14 protein-coding genes and 1 riboswitch are annotated in these 19,779 nt (G+C 43.1%); of the genes, 5 read left to right on the top strand and 9 right to left on the bottom strand.

Features of this window, described 5'->3' with window-relative positions; genetic code table 11:
• The first annotated feature begins 559 nt into the window (after window positions 1–559).
• Window positions 560–862 carry a GIY-YIG nuclease family protein gene (locus tag EGN73_RS18080; RefSeq protein ID WP_219292997.1) on the top strand — a complete coding sequence of 101 codons (303 nt, stop codon included), beginning with the start codon at window positions 560–562 and terminating at the stop codon, window positions 860–862.
• A gap of 820 nt (window positions 863–1,682) precedes the next feature.
• On the opposite strand, the gene tenA is transcribed toward EGN73_RS18080, so the two are convergent.
• The 8 genes from tenA to EGN73_RS18040 all read right to left on the bottom strand — a co-directional run bounded on the left by tenA (window position 1,683) and on the right by EGN73_RS18040 (window position 10,810).
• The gene (gene tenA / locus EGN73_RS18075) at window positions 1,683–2,339 is read right to left on the bottom strand and encodes a thiaminase II (protein WP_219292995.1); all 657 of its coding nucleotides are present in this window, start codon (window positions 2,337–2,339) and stop codon (window positions 1,683–1,685) included.
• On the bottom strand, window positions 2,326–3,156 hold the full coding sequence (gene thiD, locus EGN73_RS18070; protein ID WP_219292993.1) for a bifunctional hydroxymethylpyrimidine kinase/phosphomethylpyrimidine kinase: 831 nt from the start codon (window positions 3,154–3,156) through the stop codon (window positions 2,326–2,328). Before thiD ends, tenA begins: the two co-directional genes overlap by 14 nt.
• On the bottom strand, window positions 3,153–3,800 hold the full coding sequence (gene thiE, locus EGN73_RS18065; protein ID WP_219292991.1) for a thiamine phosphate synthase: 648 nt from the start codon (window positions 3,798–3,800) through the stop codon (window positions 3,153–3,155). Before thiE ends, thiD begins: the two co-directional genes overlap by 4 nt.
• On the bottom strand, window positions 3,800–4,591 hold the full coding sequence (thiM, locus tag EGN73_RS18060) for a hydroxyethylthiazole kinase (RefSeq protein ID WP_219292989.1): 792 nt from the start codon (window positions 4,589–4,591) through the stop codon (window positions 3,800–3,802). Before thiM ends, thiE begins: the two co-directional genes overlap by 1 nt.
• Window positions 4,592–4,654: 63 nt before the next feature.
• Window positions 4,655–4,746: riboswitch (TPP riboswitch) on the bottom strand.
• Window positions 4,747–5,284: 538 nt separating this feature from the next.
• The gene (locus tag EGN73_RS18055) at window positions 5,285–6,940 is read right to left on the bottom strand and encodes a S8 family peptidase (protein ID WP_246611655.1); all 1,656 of its coding nucleotides are present in this window, start codon (window positions 6,938–6,940) and stop codon (window positions 5,285–5,287) included.
• A 110-nt stretch (window positions 6,941–7,050) separates the two neighbouring features.
• A complete protein-coding gene (locus EGN73_RS18050; RefSeq protein ID WP_219292987.1) occupies window positions 7,051–8,451 on the bottom strand; it encodes an MBL fold metallo-hydrolase RNA specificity domain-containing protein in 1,401 nt (466 codons plus the stop codon).
• Between the two features lie 108 nt (window positions 8,452–8,559).
• The gene (locus EGN73_RS18045; protein ID WP_219292985.1) at window positions 8,560–10,476 is read right to left on the bottom strand and encodes a PspC domain-containing protein; all 1,917 of its coding nucleotides are present in this window, start codon (window positions 10,474–10,476) and stop codon (window positions 8,560–8,562) included.
• Between the two features lie 4 nt (window positions 10,477–10,480).
• Window positions 10,481–10,810, bottom strand: coding sequence for a PadR family transcriptional regulator (locus tag EGN73_RS18040; protein ID WP_219292983.1), 330 nt, complete (start codon window positions 10,808–10,810; stop codon window positions 10,481–10,483).
• Between the two features lie 391 nt (window positions 10,811–11,201).
• On the opposite strand from EGN73_RS18040, the gene EGN73_RS18035 reads away from it, so the two are divergent.
• Genes EGN73_RS18035 through EGN73_RS18025 form a run of 3 tightly spaced genes read left to right on the top strand, consistent with a single transcriptional unit; the run spans window position 11,202 to window position 17,856 of the window.
• A complete protein-coding gene (locus EGN73_RS18035; RefSeq protein ID WP_219292981.1) occupies window positions 11,202–12,314 on the top strand; it encodes a putative type IX sorting system protein PorV2 in 1,113 nt (370 codons plus the stop codon).
• Window positions 12,314–17,341 (top strand): putative type IX secretion system sortase PorU2, encoded by a 5,028-nt coding sequence (porU2, locus tag EGN73_RS18030; RefSeq protein WP_219292979.1) that lies wholly within the window; start codon window positions 12,314–12,316, stop codon window positions 17,339–17,341. Before EGN73_RS18035 ends, porU2 begins: the two co-directional genes overlap by 1 nt.
• A 2-nt stretch (window positions 17,342–17,343) precedes the next feature.
• Entirely contained in the window at window positions 17,344–17,856 is a 513-nt protein-coding gene (locus EGN73_RS18025; RefSeq protein ID WP_219292977.1) for a GNAT family N-acetyltransferase, read from the top strand.
• On the opposite strand, the gene EGN73_RS18020 is transcribed toward EGN73_RS18025, so the two are convergent.
• On the bottom strand, window positions 17,850–18,557 hold the full coding sequence (locus tag EGN73_RS18020; RefSeq protein ID WP_219292975.1) for a TVP38/TMEM64 family protein: 708 nt from the start codon (window positions 18,555–18,557) through the stop codon (window positions 17,850–17,852). The genes EGN73_RS18025 and EGN73_RS18020 overlap by 7 nt on opposite strands.
• A 71-nt stretch (window positions 18,558–18,628) precedes the next feature.
• Between EGN73_RS18020 and EGN73_RS18015 the strand changes: the two genes are divergently transcribed.
• Entirely contained in the window at window positions 18,629–19,777 is a 1,149-nt protein-coding gene (locus EGN73_RS18015) for a cystathionine gamma-synthase (RefSeq protein ID WP_219292973.1), read from the top strand.
• Window positions 19,778–19,779: the final 2 nt, after the last annotated feature.

Raw genomic sequence — 19,779 nt, 5'->3', positions numbered from 1 at the left:
GATGTTGACCTTTGGGGTTTTCAAAACCCCGGTCTGAAGGGAGTGAAGTGAAGAGAGACGAGAAGCGAGAGACAAGAACAAAGATGCAAGAAGCAAGAAGGGTTGATGTTGACCTTTGGGGTAGAATATTTGTTTGGTAAAACAAAAATATTTTGATTTTACGGATGATGCTTTTTGAAAATGAAGACCGAGAAAGGCCTCACCTTGTCATCCCGACGCAGGAGGGGTCTGATAATATTTGGTAAGTTTGGATTTTTCACTTCGTTCAAAATGACAAGGGGAAGTTTTTCTCAGAAATTGAATGTAAAGCCGTATCGAAGGCTGAATAATGCCTTGCCTTGTCACCCCGACGCAGGAGGGGTCTTATCATATTTGGCAAGTTTGGATTTTTCTCTTCGTTCAAAATGACAAGGTGAAGTTTTTCTCAGAGATTGATCATAAAAGCGTAACGACGGCTGAATAATGCCTTACCTTATGAGACGGCAATTGAGGGGTTTAAAATTTCAATTTTGAAGCAAAAAGTCATTAAATTTCTTTTCAACTTTTAAACTTAACTTTTATGAAAAGGCATGAATACTTTGTTTACATATTAACAAATTACAATAAAACAGTCCTCTACGTAGGTATGACGAACGACCTCTCGAGAAGATTATCGGAGCATGTTGAGAAATTTAATCCTGACAGCTTTACAGTCAAGTATAGATGCAAGTATTTGTTGTTTTGGGAACAATATCAATATGTAAGAGAAGCGATAGCGAGAGAGAAGGAGATTAAAGGTTGGAGAAGATCAAAGAAGGATTTGTTAGTTTCTGAATTTAATCCAGATTGGAGGTTTTTAAATGAAGACGTTTTATCAAATTGATCAAAAATTTAATAAGTTGGATTTTTCACTTCGTTCAAAATGACAAGGTGAAGTTTTTCTCAGAGATTGATCATAAAGGCGTATAGAAGGCTGACTATTACTTTACCTTGTCACCTCGACGCAGGAGGGGTCTGTTCATATTTGGTAAGTTTGGATTTTTCACTTTGTTCAAAATGACAAGGGGAAGTTTTTCTCAGAGATTGATCATAAAGGCGTATCGAAGGCTGAATAATTCCTCACCTTGTCACCCCGACGCAGGAGGGGTCTTTTCAATTTTGGTAAGTTTGGAATTTTCACTTCGTTCAAAATGACAAGGGGAAGTTTTTCTCTGAAATTGAATATAAAGCCGTATCGAAGGCTGAATAATGCCTCACCTTGTCACCCCGACGCAGGAGGAGTCTTACCATATTTGGCAAGTTTAGATTTTTCACTTCGTTTAAAATGACAAGGGGAAGTTTTTCTCAGAGATTGATCATAAAGGCGTATAGAAGGCTGACTAATGCTTTACCTTGTTACCTCGATGCAGGAGGGGTCTATTCATGTTTGGCAAGTTTAGATTTTTCACTTCGTTCAAAATGACAAGGGGAAGTTTTTCTCAGAGATTGATCATAAAGGCGTATCGAAGGCTGAATAATGCCTTGCCTTGTCATCCCGACGCAGGAGGAGTCTTACCATATTTGGCAAGTTTAGATTTTTCACTTCGTTCAAAATGACAAGGTGAAGTTTTTCTCTGAAATTGAATATAAAGGCGTATCGAAGGCTGAATAATGCCTCACCTTGTCACCAAGACGCAGGAGGGGTCTGTTTAAAACTTCAGATTTTAAACCTCCCACTTTTCCAATCGATAAGCGGAATCCCAAAACATCCATTCCAGTTTACTTGCCATTTCAAATGCCTGCAGCATTTTCTCCTGCCCGGATGCACTTGTTTGCCCTGCCAACTCATCCGTTATCTCCAAAGCCAAAGCTACTGACTTGGCAAAGTCTTCGCCTGAATAGGTATCAATCCAGTCTTTGTAAGGATTGCCTTCAATCCCCTTCTGATTGTGGTAAATGTAATCGCCCACTTTTTTGTAAATCCAGAAACAAGGCAAAACTGCTGCTACAGCGGTTTCTATATTTCCATAAGCTGCTTCTTTTAACAGATAGTTGGTATAAAGTAAGCAGGAGGGACTTGGATTGACATTTTCAGGAAGCCCCAAAGTCTTGAAGTATCCCTCATGCAAGGCTCTCTCGACTACAATTGCGCCACTGGCAAACTGCGAAAATGCCAAGACATGCTCTGTTTTTTCCATCCGGGCAGAAATCATGCTTAGCGCCTTTCCAAATTCCCCCAGGTAATAGGCATCCTGCGCCATGTAGAATTTGAACTTTTCAAGCGGTAAAGTCCCCATCATCAATTCCTGATTGAAGGGCATCTGTAGAATGGTATTGTATAGGGGGGTAATGTGCTCCCAGGCAGATTCAGTCCATTTCATGGATAATTTGTTTATGAGGGTTATAAAAATGATTGAGCGGGCCATGTCCCTGTCCGATATGGATATCTTTGCCGGATTCTATGGCTCCTATGATGTAAGTTCTGGCATTTTTCACAGCTTTTGGAAGGGGATTCCCCTTTGCCAGTTCCGCTGCAATGGCAGAGGATAAAGTGCATCCGGTCCCGTGAAGATTTTGGGTATGGATGTATTCACTCTGCATTTTGATGGGATCTTGCTCCTTTTGACATAAAAGATCGGTGACAACTTCGTTTTTTAAATGACCTCCTTTGATAAGAACAGCTTTGCATCCTGCCTCGATGATGTTTTTTGCAGCCTCTTCCATGTGTTCTGTTTCTCCGATATCAATTCCTGTTAGAATTGTAGCCTCATCTAAATTGGGGGTAAGTAAGGTGCAGATAGGAAACAAAGTTTCTTTCAATACCTGAATCGTGTCAAATTCAATCAGACGGTCTCCTGAAGTTGCTACCATCACAGGGTCGAATACAACCGGGATTTCAGGGTGTTTGGCCAAAAGATCTGCAATACACCGAGCTACTTCTGGATGGTTGACCATTCCGATTTTGACCGCCAAAGGAGGGATGTCTTCCATTATGGCTTCCAGTTGCTCTCTGATATGTTGGACAGGGATGGCATGGATAGACCAAACTCCGGTGGTATTTTGGGCCGTGGTGGCAGTGATGACACTCATTCCATAGCAGCCAAGTGCACTAAAGGTCTTAAGGTCAGCCTGTATGCCGGCGCCGCCGCTGCTGTCCGATCCGGCGATGGTCAATACTGGAAGATAAGATTTTTTCATATTCGCTTACTTAATCCTTTTTCGATGGCTTCTCTGAAGGCTTCAGCTGCATGGGCAGGCGAAGGAGCTGAGCAGATACCTGAAACCACAGCAAGACAATCTGCGCCGCTTTGTATCATTTCTGCTGCGTTTTCCACTTTTACCCTACCGATGGCCACCAGCTTTTTATGTGTTTTTTTTCTCAAATCCTGAAGACCTTCCAGTCCCCACTCATATTGGGTGTCGGTTTTGGTTGGGGTAGAATAGATAGGGCTGACGCCAAAATACCAGGCAAGTTTGCTTTTGGGTTTTTCCAGATCAGAAATTTTGTCCAATGACAAACCTATTGGAAAATCTTCTCCCAAGACCCCCCGTGCATCCGAAATGGGACTGTCACTTTGGCCAACATGAAGTGCTGCGGCATCTATGCTTTTGGCTACATGGACATCATCATTGATGACTAATGGAACTTTGTATCTGTCGCAAAGCGCCTTTAGTCTTTCAGCTTTTCTGGAAAAGGATTCCATATCCAGATCCTTCTCCCTAAGCTGAACAATATCTACTCCTCCTTTCAGCCCTTCTTCTACTACCCAAAAGAAATCTCTGCCCAGACAAAGTGCCTGGTCTGTTACCAGATAAAGCCTATATGGGAAGTCTTTGTTCATCAATTGTATTCAACGATTGCTGTATCAGCCAATTTGGATGGTGAAAGCTGGTAAAGTGCGTCATAAAAGTGAAGTTGAAGGGTGCCTGGGCCTTCGGCTTTTTCCGCAGCCAAGTCTCCCGCCACACCCATCACTGCCATAGCAGCCATGGTGGCCACAAAAAGATCCTTTTCTACAGCTGCAAATGCCCCGACCAAAGCGGAGGCTGTACACCCCATTCCTGTTACTTTTGCCATCAATGGATTACCGTTCTTGATTTTTCCGATTTTATCACCTTTTATGATGTAATCTACTTCTCCCGAAATACAAACCACAGCTCCTGTTTCATTGGATAGTCTGATACCTGCGTCCAAAGCTTCGTCAGAAGAATTGGTACTGTCCACACCCTTGGATTTGATGTTTACGCTGGCCAATGCCATGATTTCGGAGGCATTCCCTCTGATGATATCCGGTTTGTTTTGGATAAGTTGGGTTAAGGTTTGGTTGCGGAAAGGAGTGGCCCCTGCACCCACAGGGTCTAGAATGACGGGTTTGCCCAAGGATTTGGCTTTTTGACTTGCTGACAGCATGCTGTCCACCCAATATTCATCCAAAGTACCGATGTTGACCACTAAGGCTCCGACGATACCGACCATGTCATCCATTTCTGATTTGGCATGTGCCATTATGGGTGAGGCACCCAGTGCCAAAAGGGCATTGGCAGTGTTGTTCATCACTACATAATTGGTAATGCTATGTACAAGAGGGGATTGTGCTTTTACTTTTTCAAATGCTCTGGCGATCTGCTCCATCTGTGATATTTATAAGTGAGTTCGTTAAAAAACTTTAGGAGGTCAACCGGTACCCGAAATTGATGTCAGGGACAAACTTTTTCCTTCGCCGGTACTAGCCGTGGCAGGTTCAAAGGGTGTGATCTCAGCCTGAAAAGGCACCCCTAAAGCATATCAAAGGTAATAAATACTCGGGCATAAAAAAACCGGCACGATGGGTGCCGGTTTCTTTTCTGATTATTAATCACATGATTATCATCTTCATTCCAAGTAGCTATTGATTGTTTTGAACCAGTTCTTTCAGTAAAGTTCTAATCAAGAATTTCGAATTCCCGAGAAAATCGGGACAGGCTCTATCCACGCTCAAGGCCTGCGCTGGCCCGGTCGAAATTCATCCCACCCTCCAAATTTCTAATTTACTGTTAAAAGTAAAGTTGACTGTTTGGTTCTTAAGTTTTAAAGTGCAATGATCCTGATAATCCTGTAAATTGTATATGAGACGAAACAATTATGTTAGCTTGATTTATTTTCTATTGAAATTTTTCGCAAAACTTGTTTCCTGACCACAGCCACTGCAAAATGTGTTTTGTATTCTTAGTAACAAATTTCTCATGCAAAATCACTTCTAGAAGTCAAATTGCTTTGTAGAAGCAATACGAGCTGCCTTTTTTCCGTAAAGGGTGATTTATCCCCTTTCATAAATGTAGAAGGCGCTTAAAGTTTCACTTTTCCTTTGGAAACCTGATGGGCCAAAACCATGGCGTTGTAAGCGTTGGCGATCTTTCCTGACTTGGAAACTTCACTCAGTGTATACAGACTGGAGAGGTCTCCGCCAACACCGACTTTTACTTCAGGGCTGATGCCTGACTCCATGATTATCTTTTTGACCTGTTCGGCTGTGAGTTTAGGATAATAAGACCTGATCAATGCAGCCAGTCCGGCTACTGCTGGGGCAGCCATGGAGGTTCCGCTCTGATAGGTGTATTCTCCTTCAGGCATAGTAGAGTATATCTGTGCGCCTGGGGCAAACACATCCACGTTTTTTACGCCATAATTGGAAAAAGGAGCCACCATTCTTGCACTATATTGTGAAGCTAGCGCACCTACGGTAATCACATTATTGGTGAATTCTTTGCCATTGTCATATTTATGGTCATTGGGGAAGTTGGTGTTTTCAGGATTATCCAGGTCCATACCATCATTTCCGGCAGCGTGTACAAAAAGTACATCTTTTTCAGCAGCATATTTTAATGCTTCATAAACCCATTCGGCGTTAGGAGAAAAAGATTTCCCGAAGCTTGCATTGATTACTTTTGCACCGTTGTCTACCGCATAGCGAATGGCCAAAGCGATGTCTTTATCGTATTCATCACCATTAGGTACGGCTCTCACGGCCATGATTTGTACATTGTTGGCTACACCTTGGATACCCAGATCATTTGTTCTATTGGCAGCAATTATTCCTGCTACATGTGTTCCATGACTTTCGTCAGTTACCCTGTGCATGGGGTTGCCATTGCCATAGTCCTGATCATTGTAATCATAGGGATCATCTCCTACATCGGTTCTGCCGTCAAACTCCACGTTAAGGTGGTATTTTAGCTGCTCAGAGTAATACTCATAAGCACCTGATAGGCTTTCTTTGACTTCTTCCAGGTCATCTGTTCTGCTTAGCATCTGGCTCAGAAACCCTACCTGCATGGACAACTGACCACTGGCTTCTATTCCCTTTAGGTCCTCCAAGGTGTAGTTTTCCTTTCCCAGTTCAGCTTGTACAGCTTTATCAGCCTCTTCCAAAGCTGACATCATTGGTTGTATCTGGGACAATGTTTGGGTTACTTCTTCGAGCTTGGAGTCAAGCTTGCTCTTGGCCTGGGCCTGGTATGCCTCGTCTCCGATACCCAATCTAAGTATTCTGGTATATTCCAGTTGCTCATTATATGATTCAGCAAGGAAATTATAACCATGGACATCATCTATAAATCCGTTACCGTCATCATCAGTGTTTGTTCCGGCTTTTTCTCCTTGATTAGTCCAAAGAACATCGGCAAGGTCTTCGTGCTGAAGGTCTATGCCAGAGTCAATTACCGCTACGATAACGGTTTTTCCTTTTTTGTTTTTGATGATTTCGCTATAGGTGCGGTTGACGCTCATGCCAGGTACGGTATCCTGAAGGAGATCCAAGTGCTGCCAATTTTGTCTTTCATCTTCTGAAAGAGGGCTTTTCCTGGATTCCGTTGCCTGAGAGGCAGTCAATAGTGTAGAGGTGCCAGGGTTGAATGAAGCACAACCTGTCATCCATGTAGAGGTTCCCAGCAATATTATTCCAAATGCGGAGTGTGATAGTTTTTGGATTATTTTTGTTTTCAAAATCATATTTGTTGGATTTGAGTCCGATTTAGAGACTTTTTTATTTTTTGGCAAGGAAATTACCATAAATGGTTTTCGATTAACCTTTATTAAGGTCAAAAAGTTACCGGTTAAAGACCGTCAAAGAGTATGAAGTTTTCAAGGTATTCAGGTACAATTACATTCCAGTCCAATTCTTCTTTAAGTCTTTTTGAAAGGGCCTCTGAGGCTTCTTTTTCACCATGAACCAAAAAAGTCATTTTTGGTTTTGTGGCAAATCCCTCTGCCCATTCCATAAGTTCCTCTTGGTCTGCATGTGCTGAAAGCCCTTCTATGTAATAGGTTTTGGCTTTTATTGGGACTTCTATTCCGTACATCCTGGAAGTTTTTTCTCCATCCAGAATCCTCCTTCCTCTGGTGCCTTCTGCCTGATAGCCCACGAAAATGAAACTGTCCTGTTCGTTGGGTAATCGGTTGTACAAATGATGGAGGATACGGCCACCTGTGGCCATACCACTTGCAGACAAAATTATAGCATCTCCTCTGATGGCATTCAGGGAAATAGAGGCCTCCTGACTTTGATAGTAATGCAGGTTTTTGTTGAGAAAGGGATTGCCCCCTTCATCCTCAAAAACAGGTCCTAGCTTATGAAATTGATTGAAGCGTTTGTACAATCTGGTGACATCAATGGCCATAGGGCTGTCCACGTAAATCGGGATATTGGGGATTTTACCTTGCTGTTGAAGCAAATGAAGGTAATACAAAATCAACTGTGTCCGCCCTACCGCAAAGGCCGGGATAACCGATACACCTCCATTGCGATAGGTTTCCCTGATCGCCCTAGCGAGGTCCTCTTCTGGCTTATGGTGTGTTTGCTTCCGGTTGCCGTAGGTGGATTCCATCAACAATATGTCGGCAAAAGGAAGTCTCTTTGGAGGGTTGAGGATAGGATCATGGTACCTGCCCAAGTCTCCCGAAAAAACCAGCTTTTTTTCCTGGTTTTCACCTTTGATTTTCATTTTGACTATGGCAGCACCTAGGATATGGCCTGCATTATAAAATGAAATCTTAATATGATCTTTAAGCTGGATTTCTTCTTCAAAATCCACCTCATGTAAAAGCGGGAATACTTTTTCAGCATCTTCTTTGGTGTAAAGAGGAAGAGGTTTTTCATGTTTGGAGTACCCTTTTTTTGCAGCGTATTGGGCTTCTTCTTCCTGGAGTTTACCCGAATCCAGAAGAAGTATTTTTACCAGTTCGGCAGTGGCTTGGGTGCAGTAGATTTTTCCTTTGAAGCCTTCTTTGACCAATTTGGGTAAGTATCCGGAATGATCAATGTGTGCATGGGTCAATACCACGGCGTGAATTTCTGAGGGTGAAATAGGAAAGGGCTCCCAGTTTCGGCTTCGGTAATCCTTCAATCCCTGGAAAAGCCCACAATCCACTAGGATTTTAGTATTTTCCGCTGTGATCAAATAGCGCGACCCTGTAACTGTTTTTGCTCCCCCTAAAAACTTAATCTTTACTTGCATGGTCATTTGGGTTAGGCTTAAAAATAGACTAAAAATTTCAAATGAGTAAGATCAGATTGATGAAATAAAAAAATAAAGCCCGGATGTCCGGGCTTTGTAAGGGTTGGTTTAGTTTTCAGGTATAACCTCTTCTGCGGGAGGATTGCTGAATTTTTGCAGGGAAAGGCTATCAGTCGCAGTTAGCTTTTTGCTCGCTGTGCAGGTAAGACATAGAAGTCCTTCTTCATTGAATACCCAGGTATTTTTACTGTTCACATCTCTACTTCTATAACCGTTTCTGTATAAAGTATTCCGGATAATGGGGAGGATGGATTTGTCCATGATGAACGGTTTATCGTAGGGTATTTCCAATGTGACTTTGAGTTTTTGCCCTCTGTATCTATCCAGACTTTCCAGGTTGATGCCTCTGTCCATGGTGAGTATAGAGTCCAAAACAGAATAACCATATATGATCTGCTTGGCATTGTTGACTGCATCGTTGTGGTTTCTTCCTTTTGATTTGAAGTCCTGCACCATGACTACATCGTCGCCATCTGTACCAGTCAATTGTAGTTGGATCATGTCATAAATGCCCCTGTTGGAAGTGTATCCTTCAGATTTGATGACAAGAGTTCCTTCGCTTAAATCGAGTACTTTTTCATCTGTATAAGTGGCTTCGTTCTTAAACTGAGCGATGGTTTTGGGTAGCTGAAAGGCTGCAATACCTATACTTAGAAGCCATATTCCCAATACAATCAAACCAAACCTGCCTTCAATCAAGCTTTTGCGGATGATTACGCTGATGCCCAGAAGCAAGATCACGATTCCTGGTATCATGATAGCAAATCCCGTAGAAAGGGCCAACCAGACCGGAAGAATATCTGTAATCCACTGGGCAGGGATGTCATCCAAAAACATTTGGCTGTCATTCAAAGGAAGTATTTCGAAATATACCCCCAATAGCACAAGAGGAGTGATGGTGATGGCCATTCCTATCAGAAATATGATCAATCCGAATATCACCCTTACTACCGAGAGGATAAATTTCCCAAATGGGCCCAGTGCCATTCCGATACCTTCGATAACTTTTCCCAAAACCCTAAAAGGAGTAAGAAAGACCTTTCTTGCATGACTTTCCTCTTTGGGCGCTGGAGGGGCCATGTTTTCCCTAATGGTAGATTCAATATTATCTAAAGTGATTGCACCACCTTTCATCTGAATTCTTTCGGTAATGGATTTGGCCTGAGGAGTGATGATCCAAAGGATCAGGTAGATGACCAGACCGGATCCCCCGGCGAAGATCAGGCCGATAAACAACAGCCTTACCCAAAGTACTTCCACCTTGAAATATGCAGCTAAGCCACTGGCTACTCCGCCGATAGTTCTGTCGTCAGGATTCCGATAGAGTTTTTTAATGTGTTTGTCTTCGGGTTCTTCATAAGATACAGGAAGGATTACCCACAATACTATATAAGCGATTAGTGCCCAGGCTCCCAAAGAGAAATAGAAATTGAAATTCCAGGGCAGGAAATCCCAAGCAGGTCTTCCAAAGTTTATCTTTCCGCTGAACAAGAGGAGGATAGCCACCAACCTTGTCCAAAGTGGGTCTATGGCCAGATAGTGGGCCAGACCGGCACATACACCACCAAGAATTTTCCTGTTTTCAAGGCGGGTTAACTTTTTATATCCTTTTGGATTTTCTCCGGGAGGTGTAATGTATTTATAGAAATCATTCTCTTCTTCCTTCTCGGTATTTTCCTTTTTAGGCTCCTCTTCTTCCTCGATGGCCTTGAAGTCGGCGATGGTACCCATTTTTTCAATAAGGGCATTGACATCGTCGGCAGTGATGACCTGCTTGTTATTTTTGAGGTTGCTTAAGAAAATTTCGGCAATGCGGTTTTCTATATCAGAAATGATTTCCTGATTGTCTTCATAATGGGAAAAATGCCTGTTGATAGCCTCGAGGTATTTTTTCAGTGTAGCGTAGCCGTCCTCTTCTATGTGAAAAAGGATGCCGCTGATATTGATGCTTATGGTCTTTTTCATTTGATTATTGCTTAGAGGTGATCATTTGGGTAGAGTCCAGTAGGGAATTCCATGTTTCCTGAAGAGAATGTAGAAATGCCCTGCCGTCTTCTGTGATGGCATAATATTTTCTAGGAGGCCCTGATTCAGACTCCACCCACCTGTAAGTGACTAGGGAAGCTTTTTTTAATCTCTGCAACAAGGGGTAGAGCGTGCCTTCAGCCACTATCATTTTGGCTTCTGTAAGTTCTTCCAACATGTCGGAGGCATAAACTTCCTCCCGCGATATGATATGAAGAATGCAGAATTCCAAAATCCCTTTCCTCATTTGTATTTGGGTGTTTGAAGCATTCATATTTTTTTATTTCTAGGGTTTGATTGTGGAGGCATTGCATCACGCAAAGCCTCCCTTGTGCCAGAAATAGAGAAAAACTGTACCAAATCAATTAGAAGCCAGACTCTAATACCCACTACTAGGTATAAAAAGGTACTGTTTTTTGCAGAAGTAAGAAAAAAAACCTGATTTATTTAAAGATAAAGCGGTTTTTGGTTTTTTTGGACAAAACAGAAAAATCCTGAAGTGAGAAGCAGTTTTTATTTTTGGAAATGGAAGCTGTCAGCGAAGTGGACATAAAACTGTACGGAGGCGTACATTATTGGAGTTTTTGAACTTTCTGATTTTTTGTGATTTGGCTTTTTCATAACGTATTTATTTTTACTTTGCACTGGTATTTTCCACAGAAATTATGAGCGTTTTGCGGCTGTTCGTTTGTATGCTTCTTTTTGCATTATGCACTGAAATAAGTGCACAGTCGATAGCGCCTAAGTATTCCAATGAATTCATGAACATCGGGATAGGTGCCAGAGCATTGGGTATGGGAGGGGCTCAGGTGTCTTCTGTAAGGGATGTGACGGCAGCTTTTTGGAACCCAGCGGGATTGATCGGGATCAAGCATGAGCATGAGTTTTCCCTGATGCATGCAGAGTATTTTGCCGGCATAGCCAAGTTTGATTACCTGGGTTATAGTACGGCGATCGATGCAGACAATCAGATCGGAATCTCAGTAATCCGCTTTGGGGTAGATGATATTCCTGATACCAGATTCTTGTATGATGCCAATGGAGCATTGAACTATAACAACATACAGTTTTTCAACGCGGCGGACTATGCACTGCTTTTGACCTATGCAAGAGATGTCAGTGACAATTTCAAGTTTGGAGGAAATGCCAAAATCATCCATAGAAATGTAGGGAAATTTGCACAGGCTTGGGGCTTTGGCCTGGACCTGGGTGGGATCTATCTTATGGACCAATGGAGATTTGGGGTCATGCTCAGGGATGTGACCTCTACCTTCAATGCATGGTTTCACAATGCAGACATGGTGCGTGATATTTACTCCCAAACCAATAATGAAATCCCTGTCAACAGCATAGAACTAACGCTTCCCCGAGCCATCTTCAGTGTCACAAGAGATGTGGATGTCACGGATGAGATCAGGGTTCAGGGTGTTATAGACCTTGACTTCACCTTTGATGGCATGCGAAATACTGTCCTGAGAACCAACTTGGTGAGTTTTGATCCTCGGGCTGGTATAGAAGGAAGTTACAAAAACATGGTTTTCCTTAGAGCAGGGGGCAGTCATATTCAGCGGATAAAGGATTTTGACGGGTCATTTTATACGGCATGGAAACCAAGTTTTGGCTTGGGGATATTTTTGAATGAAAAATTCCAGATTGACTATGCTTTGACCGATATTGGGGGAATTTCGCAGACACCCTACTCCCATGTGTTCAGTGTAAAAGTCAGCTTGAAAGAGCATAGCAATAGATTTAGGTTACATAAAGGTTGGAACGATTAATGGTAAAACGGTTAATTTCCATATGGTTTTGCTTCTTTTTATTGGCACCAATCGGACATGCACAGTCCGGTTGGATCAATTACGGCCAACCTTACTATAAGATTCCAACAGCTGAAGATGGTATTCACAGGATCACTTTTACTTCCCTTTCTGCATCTGGTATCAACCCCAGCTCCATCGATCCGAGAAATATACGCTTGTACCACAGGGGAGAAGAAGTGGCCATCTATGTGCAAGGTGAACAGGATGGAAGATTTGATCCCAATGATTTCATTGATTTTTATGGAAAGAGAAATGATGCGGAACTGGATAAAAAGTTTTTCTCCAATCCAGATCATGTTGGAAACATTCAATACAATCAGCACAACGACTCCACCGCATTTTTTCTCACCATAGGCAATAGCCCAGGAAAAAGAATGGCCACAAGACCGGTACCTCCTGTCAATATCCCAGATTTGCAGTTTTTTCAGACTTCTGTGATGGAGATTTTTGCCAATCAATATAACCTGGGAAGAACCTACAATCCTGGGGTCAGATTGGCAGCATTTGAAGAAGGACAGGGATGGATGAGTGCTCCTATTCCGAAAAATACGCCCTTTAACTTTACCTTCAATCAGCTGGGCAGGATAGCTAATTCGGGGACTGCTACCTTGGAAATAGGTTTGGCCGGCAGGTCTGATACCCCGCACCTTACCGCAATTTCAGTTGGGCCGAGTTTGGGTTCGGTAAGGGAAATAGGTAGGGTAGAATATGAAGGCTTTAATGTAAGAAATGAATCTTTTACATTTAATCCGGGAGATTTCAATCCAGATGGTACTTTGACTGTCAGGATTTCCTCTTTGGGCAGTGCCAATGTAGACAATGTATCGGTAGCTTATATTCGCATCACTTATCCCAAAGAAGTGCAGAATGGGGATTTCGATGCTGAAGTTATTACCCCTGATCAGACCAATTCAATCTTTAAAGTAGGCAATGCTCTTTCCAATTATGTGGCCTATGATATCCTGGACCCCATCAATCCTGTCCGGATTCCTGCGAACAAATCCGGAAATGAGCTCAGCGTCTGGGCAGGGATACAGGGTCAGCCTACTAAGGTCAGGGTGGAAAACCAACTCAACATCAGAGAAATCAGCATCATGCAGCGGGTCAATTTTAGGAACCTGCTGAACAGGCCTGCTGATTTTATTATTCTTACCCATAGTTCACTCAGGAGGCCGACTACATCCTATTCAGATCCGGTGAGGGCTTATGCAGCCCATAGGGCTTCCCCGGATGGAGGAGGTTTTGATACGCTGGTGGTGAATATGGATGAGCTCTACGATCAATTTACTTTTGGAGAAAAAACTCCTCTGGCAGTATATGAATTCTTGAGGGAATACTACCCCAGGCATCAGCCGGAATACCTCTTTTTGGTAGGCCGTGCTATGGGGATGTTTACCACAGCTCGTCAAAACAATATTACCTATTTCTACAGGCAAAGGCCTTATATTTTCAATTTTCAGGATTTGGTGCCTCCGGCCGGCTATCCTTATGCGGATAATAATTTTTCCATAGGTTTGGATCCTCAAAACCCCTTTGTCCAAGCAGTGGCCACTGGAAGGATTCCTGCTCGGGTACCTGAAGATGTGGCCAATTACCTCGAAAAAGTAAAGGAAAAAGATGCGCTTGGGGTATCAGAGGACTGGATGAAAGAAATCATACACCTCAGTGGAGGAGTGTCAGCTTTTGAGTTGACCCGTTATTTTAACTTTCTGAATGGATTTAAAACCATAGCAGAAGGGCCCTATTTAGGAGGTAATGTGACGACCTACAGGAAACGGTCCAATTCTACCATTGAGTTGATTGATATTTCAAAAGATGTAAATAGAGGTACCAATCTCATTACATTTTTTGGTCATGGAGCTCCTTCTGTGATTGATATTGAGATAGGTTTTGCTTCGGATCCTACCATGGGGTACAACAATAGAGGCAGATATCCCATGCTATTGCTGAATGGCTGCGACGCAGGCAATGCCTTCGGCAATGCTTATACATTTGGAGAGGATTGGGTTTTGGCACCTTCCAAAGGGGCAACCAATTTTATGGCCCATGCCAGTATTGGAGTGGATGTTTATTTAAGAAGGTATTCGGAATCCTTTTATACCATAGCCTTTTCGGACTCTTCCAACATATACAGGCCAGTAGGTAAAGTGATCAGAGAGACCGAAAAGCTCTTTTTCCAAAGATACGGTACCTCTACAGTCAACCGTGCCCATGCCGAACAGCTGATCATGTTGGGTGATCCGGCTGTCAGACTGTTTCCAGCGGACAAAGCGGATTATTCTATAGAAGCCTCTGATGTGACTTTAGGGGCCTTTGAAGGAGATGTCTTTAATGCACTGTCAGACTCGCTGAGGTTGTCTTTTGTAGTGAAAAATCTCGGAAGGGTAGACATGGACTCTATCACTTTTAGGGTGGGGAGGAGGCTGCCGGATGGTACTTCTTTAACTTATCCAGTAGAAACTTTGGCTCCGATTTTCAGAAAAGATACCATAGATTTTGCTGTTCCCAATTCAGGAGTGACGGCTTTTGGGGAAAATATTTTTACCATTGAAGTCAACCAGGACAGAAGCGTGCCTGAAATGACTTTTGCCAACAATTCAGTGACCGTGACGGCATTTGTGCCATTGAGTGGTACCATGCACATACTGCCAGCAGAATTTGGTATAGTCAATGATAGAAATGTAGACCTGCTTGCTCAGATACCAGGTAAAAATGTTGAGCCAAGAAATGTCATCATGCAGGTAGATACATCCCCCAATTTTTCCTCAGCCAATAGAAGAGAAAGCAGGATGACTACCAACAACCTGATGAGGTGGAGCCTGGACCTGTTTCAAAACTCAAGTCCCAGAGATTCGGTGACATTTTACTGGAGGTCAAGGTTTGCAGAGCCCAGAGAAGGTGAGTCTGAGGATTGGACAGTGACTTCCTTCAGCTATATCAATGATGGCCCTGAAGGCTGGACGCAGCGTACTTTTGCCCAGCTTGAAAGTAACCTGCTCAACAACCTTGAAATCGATCAGGCCCAGAGACAATGGAAATACCCGGACACCAACCTCAACATCGAAGTATTTACTTTTGGTAACCAGACCGATTCCCTTACTTTCCGCAACACACAGTTTTATCTGGATGGCGTACCCTACATCATTGACAATGTCAATAATGTGAATTCCAGACTTTGTCCTGACGGATCACTTGGTCTGGTAGCTTTTGAGCAAAGGTCTCTCACGCCATATCTGGTGATTCCTGTTCCGGGATTTGACATCTTGGATGGCAGGAGCTGTGGGCGTGTGCCGCAGGTGATCCAAAGTATCAGGAATGCCTGGATCACGCAACCTGATCAGACGCTTTTGATAGACTACATAGATGGGTTGAAAGAGGGTGATTATGTGGTGATCTTTTCGGTAGGAAATGTGACATTTGAGCAGTGGCCGGATAGGGCTTTCGAAAAGATGAAAGAGGTGGGGGCAAATGAAGCTTTGCTCCGTAATCTGAAAAACGGAGATCCTTACATCTTATACGGGCGTAAAGGAATGAGACCCGGAGAAGCTGTGGAAGTCGTGGCCCAAAGAAACATAGAATTGGAGACCAATCAGCAAATCATACAGTTTGATACAGATTTAGAAGGATTTTTCACCTCAGGAAGCATCATCACTCCTAGGATTGGCCCTGCTTCGGAATGGAAATTGTTTTTCAACAAAGTCAACGAAAGAGATTGGTTCAATGAAGAATTGTCCGGCTTTGACATCATTGGCGTCAGACCGAATGGAGAGGAGCAAACCCTGTTTACAAATCTAAGAAATACAGATTTTGACCTTCAGTCCATCAACCCTTCTGCCTATCCTTTTATCAGGCTCAGGTATGCGATGAATGATGAGCAATCTACTGCTCCTTCCCAATTGAACAAATGGCAGGTCAATTATACAGGAGTGCCAGAAGGCGTGTTGCTGTTCAAAAACCGGGAAGAGAACATGACGCTTCAGGAAGGAGAAGAAGCAGTTTTGAACTTCGAGTTTGTGAACCTTTCCAGGCATGATTTCTTGGATTCCATCCAAGTGGATTGGACTTTTAATAATGTCACCCAGAGAAGAAGGGAGACATTTACCAAAAAAATCCCGGCATTACCTGCAGGGGAAAGCCATGAGTTCCAGATTGATTTCAATTCTATTGGCAGAGGAGGAAATATAGAAGTGGAAGTATTTGCCAACCCGAGAATACAAATGGAGCAGACTTTCCGGAATAACTTGGTAGATCTTGGTCAATATTTTATTGTAGCACCGGATAATAGTACTGCCATTTTGGATGTCAATTTTGACGGAGTGTACATTTTGGATGGTGATATCGTGTCCCCTTCTGTGATGATCAATAGTATCCTCAAAAATGAGCAAACGCTGATTTTCAAAAAAGATACCATTGGGATAGATCTTTTCTTAAAAAAGCAATGTGATGGGTGTCAGTTTGAGAGAATCAGTTTCAGCAGCCAAAAAGTAAACTGGACCGAAGCTACTGAGGATTCGGATTTCAAGATTGAGCTCAAGCCCGGACCATTGGAAGACGGCATGTACACATTTAGGGTGGTGACGGAAGACCTCGGTGTGGACAAGCCTTACGAAATCAATTTTGAGGTGATCAATGAAGCATCGATCACGAATTTTTATCCCTATCCTAACCCCTTCAGCAGTTCTGTGAGGTTTGTGTTCACGGTTACTGGTTCGGAAGTGCCCGATCAGGTCAAGATACAGATCATGACAGTGACCGGCCGCGTAGTCAGAGAAATTCTCCAAGATGAACTTGGCCCTATCCGTATCGGCAACAACATTTCCGAATACGCTTGGGATGGGCGTGATGAATTTGGGGACCAACTGGCCAATGGAGTCTATATCTACAGGGTGTTGGTAAGGAAAAATGGTGCTTTTGTAGAACCGCGGGCCACTGCCGGTGACAAGGCCTTCAGGCAAGGATATGGAAAGATGTATTTACTGAGGTAAAAATGGCTGAGATTGTCCGCACAGAAAGACTTTTGGTCAGGCAGCTCCATCCCGAAGACCAAGACTTTATTCTGGAACTGCTCAATAGTCCAGACTGGATGAAGTACATAGGTGACAGAGGTGTAAAGGATGCGCTATCAGCTCAGGAATATATCATTTCAGGTCCTATGAGTGCTTATGCGAAGCATGGATATGGATTGTTTCTGCTTGAAGAAAAGGAAAGCAATAAGCCATTGGGTTTGGCAGGTTTTTTAAAGAGAACGGAGTTGGATTTTCCCGATTTGGGATTTGCATTGCTTCCCGAGGCAGAGGGTAAGGGTTACGCCCACGAAGCTTGCGCGTCTTTAATCAATATAGGGAAAGAAAATTGGGGTTTTACCAGACTTTTTGCCATTACGCTTTCCGAAAATACCCGGTCAAAAAAACTTTTGACCCAATTGGGTTTTGTACCAAAAGGAGATTTTTCCTTTTTGGGAAAGAAAGAAAAGCTGGAATTGTTGGAGTTTGTTTACTGAGGTTTTTTAGTGAAAAATTTCCAAATCCCCCAAATACTAAGCAGCAGGAGTGCCGTAAACATGATGACATTGTAATTGCTGTCACCCTGTAAAAGAGCTTCAATCAGGTCGGACGCTAAAGTTCCTGTAAAGAAAACAGCGGCTGTTCGGGGCAACATTCCTATCGTGCCGAAAATAAGGAGTCTTAAGTACCCGGTTTGCAGCAAGGCAAAAAGAAAATTGGATAAGGCAAAAGGAATGACAGGGCTCAGCCGTACAAAGAATATCAATTCCCCCATGCTATCGCTTTTTTCCTCAATTAACTTAGCTGCTTTGGGAAATCGGGATAAAATCAGATCCAAACTGTCCCCTCCAGCTCTTCTTCCCCAGGCATATCCCAATACTGTCGCAAGGGTGTAACCTAAGACCAACCAAGGAAAAGCCGGCCATCCAAGTAAAAAACCTGACAAACCTGCGACCATTGTGGTAGGCATCAAGGCCAAACCCATCAAAAGAGAGGAAACTATTAAGCCTACTGCGATGGTTATACCCTTGAGAAAATCCAGTTCTCCAAACCATTCAGGATTGGATATGGCCCAAGGAACTAAAGCAAGACTGCCAATTGAAGGCATGAAAGTAACCCAGAGCATGGCAAAGGCCACCAAAGGGTTCACCTTAGCTGCTTCCTGGAATTGCTTGAATATGCCTGTCTTTTTTGTCATCTTTGGGCTGCCCGATCACAAAGGAATAAAAATAAACCAATCAAACCCACTTAATTTTAGAACTAACGCTTATGAAATTTGGAACAAAAACAATCCACGCCGGAGTAGAGCCGGATCCTTCAACAGGTGCCATCATGACACCTATTTTTCAGACATCCACTTACATACAGAAGTCCCCGGGAGATCATAAAGGCTATGAATATTCCAGAACACATAACCCTACCAGAACAGCGCTTCAGAATAACCTTGCAGCCTTGGAAAACGGAAAGCACGGATTGTGTTTTTCTTCCGGATTGGGAGCCATAGATGCCATCATCAAACTCCTCAATCCCGGAGATGAGGTGATCAGTACCAATGACCTTTATGGAGGGTCTTACAGGATTTTTACCAAAGTATTTGAGCGGTATGGTATCAAATTCCATTTTGTTTCTATGGAAGATCCTAAGACCATAGAAAATTACATCAATGAAAGAACAAAACTGATTTGGGCGGAAACACCCACCAACCCGATGATGAACATCATTGATATTGAAGAAATCGGGAAAGTGGCTAAGAAACACAGGTTGCTCTTTGCTGTAGACAACACCTTTGCTACTCCTTTTCTCCAAAATCCATTGGATCTGGGAGCGGACATGGTGATGCATTCCGTTACCAAATACCTTGGAGGTCACTCTGATGTGGTCATGGGAGCCATTATCGTCAATGACGATCAATTGGCAGAGCAGTTGGCCTTTATCCAAAATGCCTGTGGAGCTACTCCCGGACCTCAGGACTGCTTTTTGGTCCTTAGAGGAATCAAAACCCTGCACCTGAGAATGGAAAGACATTGCCAAAACGGAAAAGCCATTGCGGAATTTTTGAAAACTCAGGAAAAAGTAGATAAGGTCTATTGGCCTGGATTTGAGGATCACCCTAATCATGATATCGCCAAAAAGCAGATGAGGGATTTTGGGGGTATGATTTCCTTTACCCTAAAAGGCAATAAAATCGAAGATGCTACCAAAGTCCTGGAAAACCTGCATTATTTCTCACTTGCGGAATCACTTGGAGGAGTGGAGTCGCTTTGCGGCCATCCTGCGACCATGACACATGCCAGCATTCCTAAGGAAGAGAGGGAAAAAGTAGGCTTGGTAGATTCATTGATAAGGCTGAGTGTGGGAATTGAAGATGTGGAGGACCTGAAAGAAGATCTTGCTGGTGCTTTGGCCAAACTTGCATAATT

Origin of the sequence: Arthrospiribacter ruber, from assembly GCF_019343195.1 — a bacterium.
Taxonomy (GTDB): domain Bacteria; phylum Bacteroidota; class Bacteroidia; order Cytophagales; family Cyclobacteriaceae; genus Arthrospiribacter; species Arthrospiribacter ruber.
Note: the sequence above shows the minus strand (reverse complement) of the source record. Positions and strands in the feature narration are given on the sequence as shown.